Consider the following 15,874-nt stretch of genomic DNA (forward strand, 5'->3'; position numbering starts at 1 on the left):
TTGGAGGGGGTGCGGAGGTCTCTTCCGGGGTTCATGGTGCCGTCGGTGGTGGTGGTGTTGGGGGAGTTTCCGGTGACGGTGCATGGGAAGTTGGACCGTAAAGCCCTCCCGGACACTACTTTTACAGCCGCGGGCTATCGGATGCCGAGCACGCGAGCCGAAGTTCTGGTCGCCCGAGCCGTCGCCGAGGTACTCGGTCTCGACCAGGTGGGCGCGGATGACAATTTCTTCGAACTCGGTGGAGACTCGCTCAGCGCCACTCGCGTCGCAGCGCGCATCAGATCCGAATCGATCACGAACGTGGGGGTGAAGGCCCTGTTCGACACTCCTGTGGTCGCTGATCTGGCGGAATCGATCGATCCACTGGAAGCTGCGCTGCGAGGTTCGGGGCTGGAAGGTTCGAGGATTTCGGAAATCGCGGGTAAGCCACGGCCAGAACACATTCCACTATCGCTCTCACAGACGCGTATGTGGTTCGTCAACCAGTTCGACACGTCGTCTCCGCTCTACAACATCCCCGTCGCACTACAATTGGACGGGTTCCTGGATTCGGGTGCGCTCGAAGCCGCACTGGAGGATGTGGTGGAACGGCACGAATCCCTTCGAACGCTCTTCCCGACGTCCGCGAACGGGCCCTACCAGGTGATCGCCGAACCAGCGCTCGCTGCTCCTCGAATCCACCCCGTGCCGATTCCCGGCGAGCGGCTATTTACGGACTTGCACGCGTTCTTCGACATCGGATTCGATGTGTCCGAAGAGTTCCCGCTGCACGTGAGGCTACTCCGAATCGGCCCGGAGCAGCATGTTCTTGCGATCGTTGTTCACCACATCGCCGCGGACGGTTTCTCGATGGCACCATTGGCACGTGACCTGATGCGCGCCTATACATCCCGTGCTCAGGAGCAGATTCCGGACTGGGCGCCACTGCTCGTCCAGTATGCCGACTACAGCCTGTGGCAGCGAGAGATCCTCGACGCAGAAGTTGGTACGGAAACGTCGTCCTCGGAGGAATTCGATTATTGGACAGCAGAGCTGTCGGGTATTCCGGAAGTCTCGCCGCTCCCTCTCGATCGACCGCGGACGCCGAAACGGTCTGCCGAGGGTGCGGTGGTTTCGATGGACTTCTCGCCCGAGACCCATCGAGCTTTGAACGAACTTGCACTCCAGAATGGTTCGTCCCTGTTCATGGTGATGCATGCGGCTCTTGCGGTACTGCTGGCACGGCTCACGACGGCGGGCGACGTAGTGATCGGGACCCCGGTCGCAGGTCGCGGTGCATCGGTGTTCGACGATGTGGTCGGGATGTTCGTCAACACGCTCGTGCTTCGCACACCTGTCACATCCGGAGCAACCTTTGCCGAGGTGTTGGCCGCGGTGCGGTCAACCGATCTCGGTGCACTGGACCATGCAGACATTCCCTTCGAGAGGTTGGTGGATTACCTCTCGCCCGACCGTTCCACCGCACATTCACCTCTCTTTCAAGTACTCCTCGAATTCCAGACCGATACGGGACTGCGCTTCGAATTGCCGGAACTGACGGTTCGCTCGCTCGATGTCGATCTCGCGGTTGCAAAATTCGATCTGCAACTGAGTGTGATGGAGCACGTCGACGAGCACGGTGATCCCACCGGTATCAGCGCCGGTTTCCGTTATGCAACAGATATTTTCGATCGGATGTCGGTGGCGCGCATCGCGGCGCGCTTCGAGAGAGTGATCGGCGCCGTGATCGAGAACCCGTCGGCGGTCGTCGGCGATATCGACATACTTCTGGCCGGCGAACTCAGCGGGGTGCTGGGTGCGCCCTCGGCCTCGGGCTCGGCCTCGGTCTCCGGCGTCGGAACACACGAGGATTCTTTGTCGGATCTCTTCGATCGCACGGTGCAGACGTCCGGGGATGCCGTGGCGTTGCGCTGCGGCGGATTGTCCGTCACCTACCGCGAACTCGACGAGCGAGCAAACCGCCTCGCTCGACTATTGGTGGCGCAGGGGGTGATGCCGGAAACCCTGGTGGCAGTCGCGATGGCCCGCTCGATCGACCTGATGGTGGCATTGCTGGCGGTGGTGAAGGCCGGCGGCGGATACATACCGGTGGACTTGACCTCTCCGGTCGACCGGGTGGACTTCGTGCTGCGTGACTCCGCGCCGAAGTGCGTGCTGACCACTCGGGCCGACGGCGACGACATACGAGACAGTGACGCAGTCGCAGACAACGAGATTCCAGTGATTGCCGTGGACGACCAGGCGATTCGCGTTGCGCTGCACAGGTTTTCTCCGCTGCCGGTGACCGACCGAGATCGGCTGCGACCGCTCCGACCCGAATCGGTGGCCTACGTGATCTACACCTCGGGGTCTACCGGGCGACCGAAGGGGGTGCAGGTTTCTCACCGCAACGTGGTGACGTTGCTGGCAAACACCAGAGAGCTCTTCGGGTTCGACAGCGGCGATGTGTGGACGATGTTCCATTCAGAGGCATTCGACTTCTCGGTCTGGGAAATGTGGGGTGCTCTCGCACACGGTGGCCGACTGGTACTGGTCGACTACTTCACGGCCCGTTCACCAGAGGCATTCCTCGAATTGCTAGGGCACGAACGTGTCACGGTGCTCAATCAAACCCCCACTGCCTTCTATCAATTGGCGGAAGCCGACCGGCTTACCGGGGGTGGAGCTCTGTCATTGCGCTACGTGATCTTCGGCGGAGAAGCCCTCGACTTCGGACAGGTGACGCGCTGGTACGCCCGCCGCCGTACATGTTCACCAGATCTGGTGAACATGTACGGCATCACCGAGACCACCGTGCACGTCAGCCACCTACCGCTCGATCGTGAGCTGGCGCGTGAAGGATCTGCTTCGGTGATCGGGCAGGCGTTGCCCGGGTTGCGTGTGTACGTGCTGGATCAGCGGCTGCATCCAGTGCCGCCTGGTGTGGTGGGTGAACTGTATGTCTCCGGCGATCAGGTTTCACGCGGATACCTCGGCCGGTTCGGTCTGACCTCCGCGCGGTTCATTCCCGACCTCACGGTCAGTGGGGCGCGTATGTATCGGTCCGGTGACCTGGGGCGCTGGAACGACAGCGGGCAGCTGGAGTACCTCGGACGAAACGATCTGCAGGTGCAGGTGAAGGGGTACCGAATCGAACTCGGCGAGGTGGAGGCTGCGCTGCTCTCCGGAGTGGGCGTGTCTCAGTCGGCGGTGGTGGCCCGCCGAGACCGGTTGGTGGGCTACGTGGTACTGGAGCCCGGTTCGGCCATCTCTCCGGCGGCGTTGCTCGAGTATCTCTCTCAGAGGTTGGCGCCGCACATGGTCCCCGCTGTCGTGACGGTTCTCGAGGTTATGCCGCTGACGGTGAACGGGAAGCTCGACCGGAAAGCGTTGCCTGAAACTGACTTCGGTCGACAGGCAACCGTGAGCCGTGGCCCCGCCTCCGAGACGGAAAACATCCTTGCGGGCCTGTTCGCCGAAGTTCTGGGACTCGACGAGGTGGGGGTCGACGATTCGTTCTTCACTCTCGGCGGTGACTCGATCATGTCCATCCAGTTGGTGACGCGCGCCAAGTCTGCCGGAGTTCTGATCACACCGCGGGAGGTGTTCGAACTCAAAACCGTGACAGCGCTGGCCGAGACGACTGGAATGGCCGGCAACCGCGTTGTGCTCGACGAGTTGCCAGGCGGCGGCGTCGGTGAGATCGAGTTGACGCCGATCATGAAGTGGATGATTGATCGTGGTGGAGATTTTCGCCGGTACTCACAATCTGTTCTGCTCACGATTCCTGCCGCGGTCGACGAGGGCACGCTGACGCGGGCCATCCAAGTCGTGGTGGACCATCACGACGTACTCCGGTCGAGCCTGCGGGCGTCGTCGCCCCCAGACTCCGTTCGGCGGATGGACGTTGCGCCTCCAGGTGCAGTGCGGGCGCAGACACTCGTGCATCGCATGCGTGTCGACAGCGCTGTGGCGCAGACGGTTTCGACGGCACTGGACGCCGCTCTGGATCGGCTCGATCCGGAGGCCGGGGTGATGGTGCAGGCAGTCTTGCTCGACACCGATGCACACGACGAGAAACGGTTGCTCCTCGTCGCTCACCATCTCGTGATGGATGGGGTCTCCTGGCGAATCCTGATCCCCGATCTGGCACTTGCTTGTGCGCAGATGCAGTCAGGCGTCGACCCGTCACTGGCTCCGGTCGGGACGTCGATGCGTCGATGGGCACGTGGCCTTGTCGACGCCGCGCGCGAGCCGGATCGGGTTGCTGAACTCGACTATTGGCGAGAGGTGCTCGAGGGTCCCGATCCGACTCTGGGTGTGCGCGCCCTGACGAAGAGGGACACCGCCTCGGCCACCACCGACATCGAAGTACGAGTTCCCACGGCATTGACCGAGGTCGTGTCGACGACAGTGCCGCAGGCGATTCACGGGAGCGTCGAGGACGGGTTGTTGACGGCTTTGGCACTTGCGATGGTCCGCTGGCGCATGGACCGCGGGGTCGACAATCCGGAGACGTTGATCAGTCTCGAGGGGCACGGACGCGAGGAACAGGTGGTTCCCGGCGCAGATCTTGCTCGCACGGTGGGATGGTTCACATCGATCTTCCCGGTGCGGATCGATTTGAGCGGAGTGGATCCGATCGACGCCTTTGCCGGCGGCCCGGCCGCGGGCGTCGCTGCCAAGGCCGTCAAGGAACAACTCCGGGCGGTGCCGGACCGCGGCGTCGGCTTCGGGTTGCTGCGCTATCTGAACCGCGAAACGGCACACACTCTTTCGCAACTTCCCGTGCCGCAGATCAGTTTCAACTACCTCGGACGCGTCGGTGGATCCGACTCCGACGCTTCAGCGGGATGGGTACCGATCCGTGACGAGGACCTGCGGACGGTTGCGGCCGTCGATCTTCCGCTCGCCGGCGTTCTCGAGGTCAACGTGATGACCGTCGACAACAGCGACACCGACAACAGTGACCCCGAGGACGGCCCGCAGCTCGTTGCCAGCTGGACGTTCCCACCGGACATTCTGGGTGCGGACGACGTTCGGCAACTGGCGCAGTGGTGGCTCGACGCACTGGCCGGGCTCGGAGAGTACGCGGCAGGCGGCGGCGGATTCACACCCTCGGACTTCGACCTGGTCGATCTTCGACAGGACGCGGTCGACGACCTCGAAAGTCGGTGCCCCGACCTGAGCGACGTCTGGTCGCTCTCTCCATTGCAGGCGGGGTTGTTGTTCCATGCCGAACTTGCCGAACGATCGGTCGACGCATACCTCGTACAAGTGGCTCTCGATCTTGCCGGCGCAGTCGATTCGGAGCGCCTGCGTCGCGCCGCCGACGCGCTGCTCCGCAGGCATGAGAACCTGCGTACCGCCTTCCTTCACGGAGCGGACGGCCGTGCCGTCCAGGTGGTCCGAAGCAACGTGGCAGCGCCGTGGCAGGAAATCGACCTCACGGGTGCAACAGATCAGGATCGTGATCGAGCGCTGGCCGAGGACCGAGCGCGCCCGTTCGACATGGCGCGGGCGCCGTTGATCAGATTCACCCTGATCGCTCTCACCTCCGAAAAGTTCACGCTGGTGCTCACCAACCATCACATCCTTCTGGACGGCTGGTCCATGCCACTGCTGATCCGGGAATTGGCGACGCTCTATGCCGCTGACGGTGAAGTGGCGGCCTTGCCTCACGCGCGCACGTATCGCGACTATCTGACCTGGATGAGCCGCTGCGATCAGCAAGCCTCGAGAGCTGTATGGGCGAGAACGCTGCGCGGAGTAGAAGGACCGACGCTGCTGGCTCCGGCGGTTCGATCGCGTCGACTCTCCACCATGGCGGCCGAGTGGGTGTTCGATCTGAACGAGGAATTCACAGCCTCACTTCGCGGGATGGCGCGTGAACTCGGACTGACGATCAACACAATTGTTCAGGCATCGTGGGGGATCGTCCTCGCCGCACTGACCGGGAGAGACGATGTGGTGTTCGGTGCGACGGTGTCGGGTCGACCTCCCGAGCTGACCGGGATCGAAACCATGGTCGGGCTGTTCATCAACACAATTCCGGTCCGAATCACGCTGCGCCCGAGAGAAAGTATCGGCACCTTCCTCGCGCGGGTCCAGGCCGAGCAAGCAGAGCTGTCGGATCACCACTATCTCGGGCTTTCCGAGATCCAAGGAGCCACCGGGCCGGAGACCGGCTTCGACACGTTGACTGTCTTCGAATCGTATCCCGTTGACCGTCAGGGTCTTTCGTCCGATACCGATATTGCGGGGATCCGGATCACCGATGTCCAAGCCAAGGACGCTGCCCACTACCCGCTCAGCCTGGTGGCATCGGTCGACACCAGGCTCCGCCTGAAATTCGAGTACCTACCCGAGGTGTTCGGTGCCGCCGACATCGAAGAGATCGCCGGACGACTGCGGCGTGTACTCGAAGCGTGTGCCCAGCCGGATCGCCCCGTGGCTGTGGTGTCGGTGCTCGCCCCGTCCGAACGTGCCGAATTGGTACCAGCCCGTGGCACCGTTGGTGGGTCGTCGCGTGTTTTCCCGGAGATCTTCGACGTGGCAGCCCAGCGTGATCCGAACGCGTCGGCCGTGGAATCGACGGACGGCAGCATGTCCTACGGCGAGCTGGACATCCTCTCCAATCGCATTGCTCGCGTGCTTGTCTCGCAAGGTCTGGGAACAGAGGACTACGTCGCAGTCGGTGTCCCACGTTCTCTCACGTCTGTGGTAGCGATACTCGCCGTCGCCAAGACAGGCGCTGCATTCGTGCCGATCGATCCCGACTATCCAGACGAGCGGATAAACCACATGCTGATCGATTCGAAGGTCGGTTTCGGATTGACCACCGCCGCTGACCGAGATCGACTGCCCGATATCGCGGAGTGGCTGATTCTCGACGATCCGCACTTCACGAAGAAGTGCGAGGGATTCTCGGGGAGCCCACTGACCGACAACGACCGACTCCGTCCGATCGGGTTGGATTCAGCCGCCTACGTCGTCTACACCTCGGGGTCGACCGGCGTGCCCAAGGGTGTCGTGGTCACGCAGCGAGGGCTCGACAACTTCGCCCGAGACCAGGTCGAACGCTACGGCGCAACTCCACAATCACGCACGCTGCACTTCTCCACTCCGAGTTTCGACGGGTCGCTGTTCGAGTATCTGCAGGCGTTCGGCGCCGGGGCGACGATGGTTATCGCTCCACCCGGGATCTACGGGGGTGAGGACCTGGCGCAACTGCTGGCCGAGCACGCCGTCACGCATGCGTTCATCACCACGGCGGCACTGGCATCAGTGGACCCGGCTGGGCTGGAACACCTTTCGGAAGTCGTATTCGGGGGCGAGGCGTGCCCGCCCGACCTCGTCGCGCGCTGGGCACCTGGCCGCCGCCTGTACAACGCGTACGGACCGACCGAAGCAACCATCATGTCCAACGTCAGTCCGCCGATGGCCGCGGGGGAACCGATCACGATCGGTGGACCCGTCAGGGGCGTCAGCGAACTGGTGCTCGACGCTCGACTTCAAGCGGTTCCCGTCGGGGTCCCCGGCGAGCTGTACCTGGCCGGACCTGGCGTGGCACGGGGATACCACCGAAGGTCGGGGTTGACGGCAGAACGCTTTGTCGCCAACCCGGCTGACCCGGGAACGCGGATGTACCGTACCGGCGACATCGTGCGATGGACGCCGGACCTGTGTGTCGAGTACGTCGGGCGAAGCGACTTCCAGGTCAAGGTTCGAGGCTTCCGTGTCGAACTCGGGGAGATCGACAGTGCGCTGATGGCAGAGCCCGACGTCGGATTTGCCGTTACGGTTGCCGATTCCGGCCCTACCGGAGACACCCGACTCGTGTCGTACGTCGTGCCTACGGCAGGTCAACTGGACACCGGGGTCTTGATTCGCGCCGTGGCCCGGCGCTTGCCTGCGCACATGGTGCCTGCCGTTCTCACGGTGCTCGAGAACATTCCGTTGACCGCTGTCGGAAAAGTCGACCGTTCGGCGTTGCCCAGCCCCGAGATCGGCACAACCACAGGGGATTTCCGGCCCCCTGTCGGCCCGGTCGAACAGGCGGTGTCGGACGTGTTCGCAGAGGTGCTCGGCCTGGAACGAGTCGGTACCGACATCAGTTTCTTCGAGCTCGGGGGAAATTCTCTCAGCGCCACTTCGGTCGCGGCGAGGCTGCGGGCGGTGCTCGGAGCTACCGTCGGGGTACGGGACCTGTTCGAGACGCCGACGGTGGCCGAGTTGGCCACGGTGATCGACCATTCGGTTGCCGAACGGTCGGAGCGACTGGAACCGCGCCCCCGACCCGACGACATCCCCTTGTCGTTTGCGCAGCAGCGAATGTGGTTCGTCAATCAACTCGACACCAGTTCTCCCGCGTACAACATTCCACTCGTGGTGCGGCTGAGCGGTGAACTCGACAAGCCGGCGTTGAGATCAGCGGTGTCCGATGTCATCGCCCGCCACGAATCGCTGCGAACGATGTTCCCGGTCCGCGGCGACGGACCGGTCCAGCACATCGTGCCCACCAAGAGCGCCGCGCTGCCGCAACTGGCCGAGACATCGGTGACCGACGAACATCATCTCCGTGACGAGCTTGCCCGAATGGTCTCGGCCGGTTTCGACGTCGCCGCACGAATTCCCCTGCGGGCAGCGTTGTTCTCCATGAATGAGCGCCAACACGTACTTGCCGTAGTGGTGCACCACATTTCGGCTGACGGCTTCTCGATGTCTCCGCTGACCCGAGACGTGATGATTGCATACGAGGCCCACGCGCACGGCGGGGAACCCCAGTGGACGCCGCTTCCAGTCCAGTACGCCGACTTTGCGCTCTGGCAACGGGAGATTCTGGGCTCAGCCGACGACCCGGGGTCGGTGATCACCGAGCAGTTGGCTTACTGGCGACGCGCACTGTCAGGCGCTCCCGACCTCTTGGAACTTCCCCTCGATCGAGACCGGCCGACACAACAGAGTTTTCACGGCTCGCGGATTCATTTCTCGATCAGCAGTGATCTTCACCGCCGGATTCGGGACGTGTCGAGGCAGCATGAGTCCACTGCATTCATGACTGTGCATGCAGCACTCGCGGTCCTGCTGGCACGTTTGGGCAGCACCGACGACATCGTGATCGGAACGCCGATCGCCGGCCGGGGAGATCGTGCCCTCGATGATCTGGTCGGCATGTTCGTCGGCACGCTCGCACTGCGCACACAGGTGGATCCGGCTCGATCGTTCCGGGAGTTGGTTGCGCATTGCCGCGAAGTCGACCTCGCCGCGTTCGCTCATTCCGACGTTCCCTTCGAGCGGGTAGTGGAGGCGGTCGGGCCGAAACGGTCGAGCGCTTATCCACCGATTTCCTCGGTGTCCCTCGAATTCCAGAACAACGATCGGCCGATTCTGAACCTGGCGGGACTGGAAGTCCGCGGGATCGACCCCGAACTCGAGGTAGTGAAGGTAGACCTGGAATTCCTGCTCGCCGAAGAGTACGACGACCGCGGTGCACCGGGAGGAATGAGCGGAGCCGTCGACTTCGCCACTGATCTCTTCGACCCCGGCACGGTCAGCGGGTTTGCCGACATGTTCGTTCGTGTACTCGAGTCCGTGACCCGGAATCAGGAGGTACCGATCGGTGACATCGATCTACTCGGCGATCGTGAACGTCGCGCGTTGACGCCGGCGCGTGGGCTCCCCGAAGTACCTCCGAAACTGTGGCCTGAGTTGTTGGCGGACGCGGTGGCGATCGATCCGGACTCGGTGGCCCTGTCGCTGGAGAATCGGCAACTCAGCTATCGCGACCTGGACGAGTGGTCGAATCGTGTTGCTCGGGAGTTGTGCGGTCGGGGTGTGGGCCCGGAGACCTTCGTGGCGCTGGGGATGCCTCGCTCGATCGAATCGGTGGTGGCGATCTGGTCGGTGACCAAAGCCGGAGCGGCTTTTGTGCCTGTCGATCCGGCCTATCCGCGCGAGCGCGTCGAATACATGCTCGCCGATTGCCGAGCCTCGCTCGGTTTGACTGTGCAGTCCAGCCGAACTCACCTACCCGACGTTGTTCCCTGGCTGGAACTCGACGACCCACACTTCGCCCGACGGGTAGCCGCGCGGTCGCCGAAACCGATCACCGATGACGATCGAACCGGTGAACTGAACCTCGATCATCCGGCCTACCTGATCTACACCTCGGGATCTACGGGGAAACCCAAGGGAGTGAACATTACTCATCGAGGTTTGGCGAGCTTCACGGCAGAAACTCGTGAGAGGTTCGAGGTCACACACGACTCTCATGTTTCGCAGTTGGCCTCGCCGAGTTTCGACGCTTCCATCTTCGAGTTGACGATGGCATTCAGTGCGTCGGCGCGAGTGGTGATCGTTCCGCCTGCTGTGTTCGGTGGCGCCGAATTGGCCGATGTCTTCCGGCACGAGCAGGTCACACATGCCACCATTACACCGACCGCGCTGGCGGCGTTGGGTGCCAACGGTTTCGAGGCACTCCGTGTTCTCGATCTGGTGGGCGAGGCCTGCCCGCCGGAGGTCGTCGCGCAATGGGCACCGGGTCGGAGGCTGCACAACGGCTACGGCCCGACTGAAACCACCGTGCAGGCAAGCGTCAGCGATTCGATGAAACCCGGTGCGGGAGTGAACATCGGCTCGCCGGCAGTGGGCTTCGGCTTCTTGGTGCTGGACGGGCGTTTGCAGCCCGTCCCGGTCGGTGTGCCGGGGGAGTTGTACATCATGGGCCCAGGTATGGCACGTGGGTACCATAATCGGGCGTCGCTCACGTCGGAACGATTTGTCGCTTGCGTGTACGGGTCTCCGGGGCGCCGAATGTACCGCACCGGGGATGTCGTGCGTTGGCATGAGTCCGGCGGTGCCAGTGCCGAAAGCGACAGTGCCGAAATCGTCGGGTCCGGCGAGGGCGCACATCACACACTCGAATACATCGGGCGAAGCGACTTCCAGGTCAAGGTCCGCGGATTCCGGATCGAACTCGGCGAAATCGATGCAGTTCTCATGCATCATCCGGCCGTGGGCTTCGCTGCCACCATCGGCCACGTCGGACCGTCGGGTGAGACGGTCCTGGTGTCGTACGTGCGCGTGTCAGCTGCCGACGCCACGGACAGCGACGAGATACGGGCGTATGCAGCCGACCGACTACCCTCCCACATGGTTCCGTCGGCAGTGGTGCTTCTCGAGCGGATTCCGATGACACCGGTGGGCAAGCTCGACCGAAAGGCTCTACCGGAACCCGAATTCGGTTCGGCTGCCGCCGAGTTCCACGAGCCGGTCACTGATACCGAGCGCGCCGTGGTCGACTCGTTCGTCGAGGTTCTGGGTCTCGACCGGGTGAGCACTACCGACAGCTTCTTCGACTTGGGCGGGTCCTCCCTGGTAGCCACCCGAATCGTCAGCGCACTGCACTCCCGTTTCCGACGCAGAATTCCGCTTCAGTGGATGTTCCTCGACCCGACGCCCGCTGGAATCGCTCGACGCCTCGACTTGCCAACCGTGGACGCCGGCATGGAAGAGCTTCTCGCCGTGGTTGTTCCGCTGCGGACGAAAGGAAGTGGGCGACCGCTGTTCTGTGTGCACCCTGGTATCGGCCTGTCCTGGGGGTATGCCGGATTGGTGCGGTATCTGCCCGAGGACAGACCGGTGTACGGACTTCAGCTACCCGCACTCAGCGACGACGGTGACTATCAGTCGATCGAACAGTTGGCGCATCGTTACGTGGAAGAGATGGAGGCCGTTTCGCCAGACGGGCCGTACGACTTACTCGGATGGTCCCTCGGTGGAGTCATCGCGCACGCCATGGCCGTCGAACTGCAATCGTCCGACCGCGAAGTCGCCACACTGGCCATGATGGACAGCTACCCCGACAACGGGGATGCGCCTGCGTCAGCCGAACTCGACGTCCGAGACCTACTTCGAGGACTCGGCCTCGAAGTCGAGACCGACCGAGATCTGACCTTCGACGAGGCGGCGGCCGTGGTGGCCCGGACGCTCGGGCCCGAAACGGGAGTCGACGGTCGGGACCTCGAGCGGATTGCCCGCGGGTATGAGACTTCGCAGAGAATCACCCACCAGTTCGTTCCGCAGATCTACCAGGGAGACCTGCTGATCTTCCCGGCTGACGGAAAAGACGACACGATTGCGCGCGAAAGGTCGCCACAGGAATGGCGTCCGCTCGTGACGGGACGGATCGTGGAGGTGCCGGTGCGTTGCGGACACAACGAGATGAGCGAGGCCCCGGCCATGGCGGTCATCGGACCGGAGATGGCCCGGCTTCTCACGATGTTTTCCGGATACTCCGAACGGGCATGACACCTTCAAGCCACCGAGCCGCACGCCCGCGAAGCGAGCGCCACCGAGCTGTTGCCGGGCACCGCAATCGAGCACGAGGAGCGGCAATGAGAAGGATCGGACGTACTCGGGCGATACTGGTCGTCGCCCTCGTCGCTTGGACGGGATTGTTCGGCGAAGCCGCGCTCGCCTCGGCTGATCAGGCTCGAATGTTGCCTTCAGACGGTTCAGCTCTCGATCACGTCGAGGAAATCAACGCCCGTCAGCTGACTATGTACGTCTACTCGGCTGCAATGGACAAAGTGATTCCGCTCGAGGTGATTCGGCCGGCAGACACAAGTGCGCCCCGACCGACCCTCTACCTACTCAACGGCGCCGGCGGCGGCGAGGACACGGCGACGTGGCAGACACGGACAGACGTCGTCGACTTCTTCGGCGACAAGAACGTCAACGTCGTCAACCCCATCGGCGGTGCCTACAGTTATTACACCGACTGGGAGAAGCCCGATCCTGTTCTCGGACTGAACAAGTGGACCACATTTCTCACTCAGGAGTTGCCGCCGATCGTCGACGCCACGCTCGGCACCACGGGTGTGAACGCGGTCGCCGGCTTGTCGATGGCGGGAACCTCCGTTCTGAGCCTGGCCGAGGCTGCGCCGACGGTTTACCGCGCGGTCGGCGCTTTCAGCGGGTGCGCCGAGACGAGTACTCAACCCGGTCAGGACTACGTGAGATTCGTGGTCGGATTCCGCGGCGGCAACGTGGACAACATGTGGGGTCCTCCCGGCGGTCCGGGCTGGGTAGCCAACGATCCTGTGGTCAACGCCGAGAGATTGCGGGGGGTCGACCTCTACATCAGCAATGGATCGGGCCTGCCCGGCCCACACGAGAATCTGGGCGGACCGATGGTCAACGGCGACCTCGGCGTTCTGGCGAACCAGGTGATCGTGGGTGGAGTCATCGAGGCCGGGACGAACCAGTGCACCCAGCGTTTGGCCGAGCGGCTCGACTCCTTGGGCATCCCGGCCACCTATGATTTCCGGGCAACTGGCACTCACTCTTGGGGTTACTGGCAGGACGATCTTCACAACTCGTGGTCGATGATTGCCGCGTCGATCGGTGCGCGTTAGCCGGCGAACCCTGGGGTCGGTGGCTGAGTTGTTTCTCACTCCGGGACACTCTTGCCGAACCTAGCCGACCGAACTGCAGGTCAGCGGCGTTATAGTCGCCTCATGAGTTCAGAAACACTCGCTCCCCTCGACACCGACGTACTTGCGCGCAGGTTTGCGTGCCTGGGTGATCCGACGCGGCTGCGAGTGCTCCGACTTGCTGCCGGCGGTCCGATCGACGTCGACACGATTGCACACGCCGCATCACTCGAGCCGTCGGCGTTGAGTGCCCACCTCGAGGCCTTGATCGAGGTCGGTTTTGTCGAGGCTTCGGTGCGTGAAGGCACTTCGGTTGTCAGTGTTGCCGGAACGGCATACTCCGATCTGATGGCAGCGGCCGCCGTCGTGGCTGCTCGTGGTCCGGTCGAAGACACACTGGGAGTTCTTCCTGATGACGTGGTGGTGCGCCGCATGGAATCCGGCGACTGGGATGCCGTCCGCTCGATCTACCGCGAAGGAATCGACACCGGAACCGCGACGTTCACCACCTCGGTGCCATCCGCCGAGAAGCTCGACGCGCAATGGTTACCCGATCATCGATGGGTGGCCGAGATCGACGGCCGCGTCGAAGGCTGGGCGAGCCTCAGCCCGGTGTCCTCGCGTGATTGCTACCGCGGGGTCGCCGAGAACTCCATCTACATCGGTAGCGGCGCTCGCGGGCGCGGCGTGGGCAAGCTGCTGCTTCGCCGACAGGTGCAGGCCGCCGACGCCAGTGAGATCTGGACAGTGCAGTCGTCGATTTTCCCGGAGAACCGGGCAAGCGTCGCCTTGCACCAGGCCGTCGGATTCCGAGTCGTCGGCACTCGCTCGCGTATCGCTCAACTGGGTGGGCGGTGGCGTGACACGTTGTTCCTCGAACGTCGCAGCGAGGACGCTGACATCTGAGAAGAGACGCTCAGCCCTTGGCAGCGCTGACTCCGGCGCGTCGCCCGTAGAAGCTGCCGTCACCGAGGGACGTTCCGGAGGCGTACCCTCCAGCGCAGACGCCGGCGGTGCAGCGTCCAGCGGCAAACAAACCCGGGATCGGTTCGCCGGAGACGTGGATGACCTCCGAGTTGATCGACGTGCGCAGGCCGCCGAGCGTGAATCCGGCGGTGAAATTGCGAAGATCGAGCGCAGCGACGGGTGAGCCGATCGGCTTGACCCACTCCTTCTTCTTTCCCAATACCGGGTCCTCACCACGGGCGGCGTGGCGGTTGTAGACCTCGACGGTCGACTGGAGGGTGCCTTCCGGCAGACCCATGTCGGATTCGAGTTCCTCGACGGTCTCGGCCACCCACTTGGGCTGGAATCTGAAGAACGGTGTGGAACTGTCGGCGGCGCAGCCCTCTTCGTAGGAAGCTTCGTCGATGATCAGGTAGGCCTGATTCTCGTTGCGCAGCAGCGTCTCCTGGCCGATTCTTCCCGGGTACGTGTCCTCGTTGACGTAGCGCTGGCCGCGTCCGTTGACGAGAATGCCGCGGATCATCAACTGGGGGTCGCCGAAGAATGCGACCTCGGTGGCGTCCATGTGCGCGAGGTCGGCCCCGAGAGCCTGCGCCATCTGGATGGACTTTCCGTCGTGCTCTTCGATAGCCGCACCGGGGCGCCCGATCAGCCGTGGGGCGTACGACTGGATCATCGCTTCGTTGTAGGCGAAGCTTCCCGTCGCCAGAACGACACCCGTGCGTGCTCGAACTGCCACTTCCTTGCCGTACTGCTTGGCGATGATGCCGACTACTCGATCGCCGTCGACGACCAGTCGCTGCACTCGCATGTCGTATTCTGCTCGTACGCCGAGGCTTTCGGCCGTCTCGATCAACGGCTTCATCAACATGAAGCCGCCGCCCTTCTCGCCGGTACGCTTGCCGCTCATCTGCGGAACGTGTCCGCGGGGGGCCGGTGTCGCGATCGTGTTGAACGGTGCCGAGTTCTCGCCGCCGGAATACATGAGACCGTCGTCGAAGGGTGTTTCCCACCCGGGTTGGCCGTAGAAACTCTCCTTGAACGGCACGCCGTTGTCGACGAGCCAGTTGTAGTGTTCGACGCTGCCCTCGCAGTAGTCGGTGATCTTCTCCTCGTCGGCGCCGGGGCCGAGCGCGGCCATCATGAACGATTTCATGTTGGCAGGGGAGTCCTCGAACCCGAGTGCCTGTTGGAGCGGGGTTCCGCCACCCAGATAGATGAATCCGCCTGCCAGCGCCGCAGCGCCGCCCCAGCCGCTCGTGCGCTCGAGCACCAACACGTCGGCGCCCGCTCGCGCCGCCTCGATCGAAGCACTCACTCCGGCAATGCCGTAGCCGGCGACGACGACGTCAGCCTCGAAGTGCCACTGCTCGATGCTTGCGGCGGACTGCGGACGGATTGAGCTGGCCTCGGCCATGGATTCGGATCCTTCGTTCTTCTGGTTGGTTGGTGGGGGAATCGGTAGGTGTGATCGATGCCCTGATTGCAGT

At 63.3% G+C, this 15,874-nt stretch carries 4 protein-coding genes; 3 read left to right on the top strand and 1 reads right to left on the bottom strand.

Annotation, left to right across the window (positions count from 1 at the left end; translation table 11 throughout):
• The 3 genes from ABWI03_RS28000 to ABWI03_RS28010 all read left to right on the top strand — a co-directional run.
• On the top strand, positions 1-12,291 hold a 12,291-nt coding region (locus ABWI03_RS28000), incomplete at its 5' end, for an amino acid adenylation domain-containing protein (protein ID WP_353799006.1).
• 86 nt (positions 12,292-12,377) lie between these two features.
• Entirely contained in the window at positions 12,378-13,400 is a 1,023-nt protein-coding gene (locus ABWI03_RS28005; protein ID WP_298780811.1) for an alpha/beta hydrolase, read from the top strand.
• Between the two features lie 102 nt (positions 13,401-13,502).
• Complete coding sequence (locus tag ABWI03_RS28010; protein ID WP_003944042.1) at positions 13,503-14,324, top strand: helix-turn-helix domain-containing GNAT family N-acetyltransferase; 822 nt, start codon at positions 13,503-13,505, stop codon at positions 14,322-14,324.
• 10 nt (positions 14,325-14,334) lie between these two features.
• Here the strand turns inward: ABWI03_RS28010 and ABWI03_RS28015 are convergent, their stop codons facing one another.
• Positions 14,335-15,801 (bottom strand): FAD-dependent oxidoreductase, encoded by a 1,467-nt coding sequence (locus ABWI03_RS28015; protein ID WP_298780807.1) that lies wholly within the window; start codon positions 15,799-15,801, stop codon positions 14,335-14,337.
• Positions 15,802-15,874 lie beyond the last annotated feature (73 nt).

Source organism: Rhodococcus baikonurensis (assembly GCF_040489275.1).
Lineage (GTDB): Bacteria > Actinomycetota > Actinomycetes > Mycobacteriales > Mycobacteriaceae > Rhodococcus_F > Rhodococcus_F baikonurensis.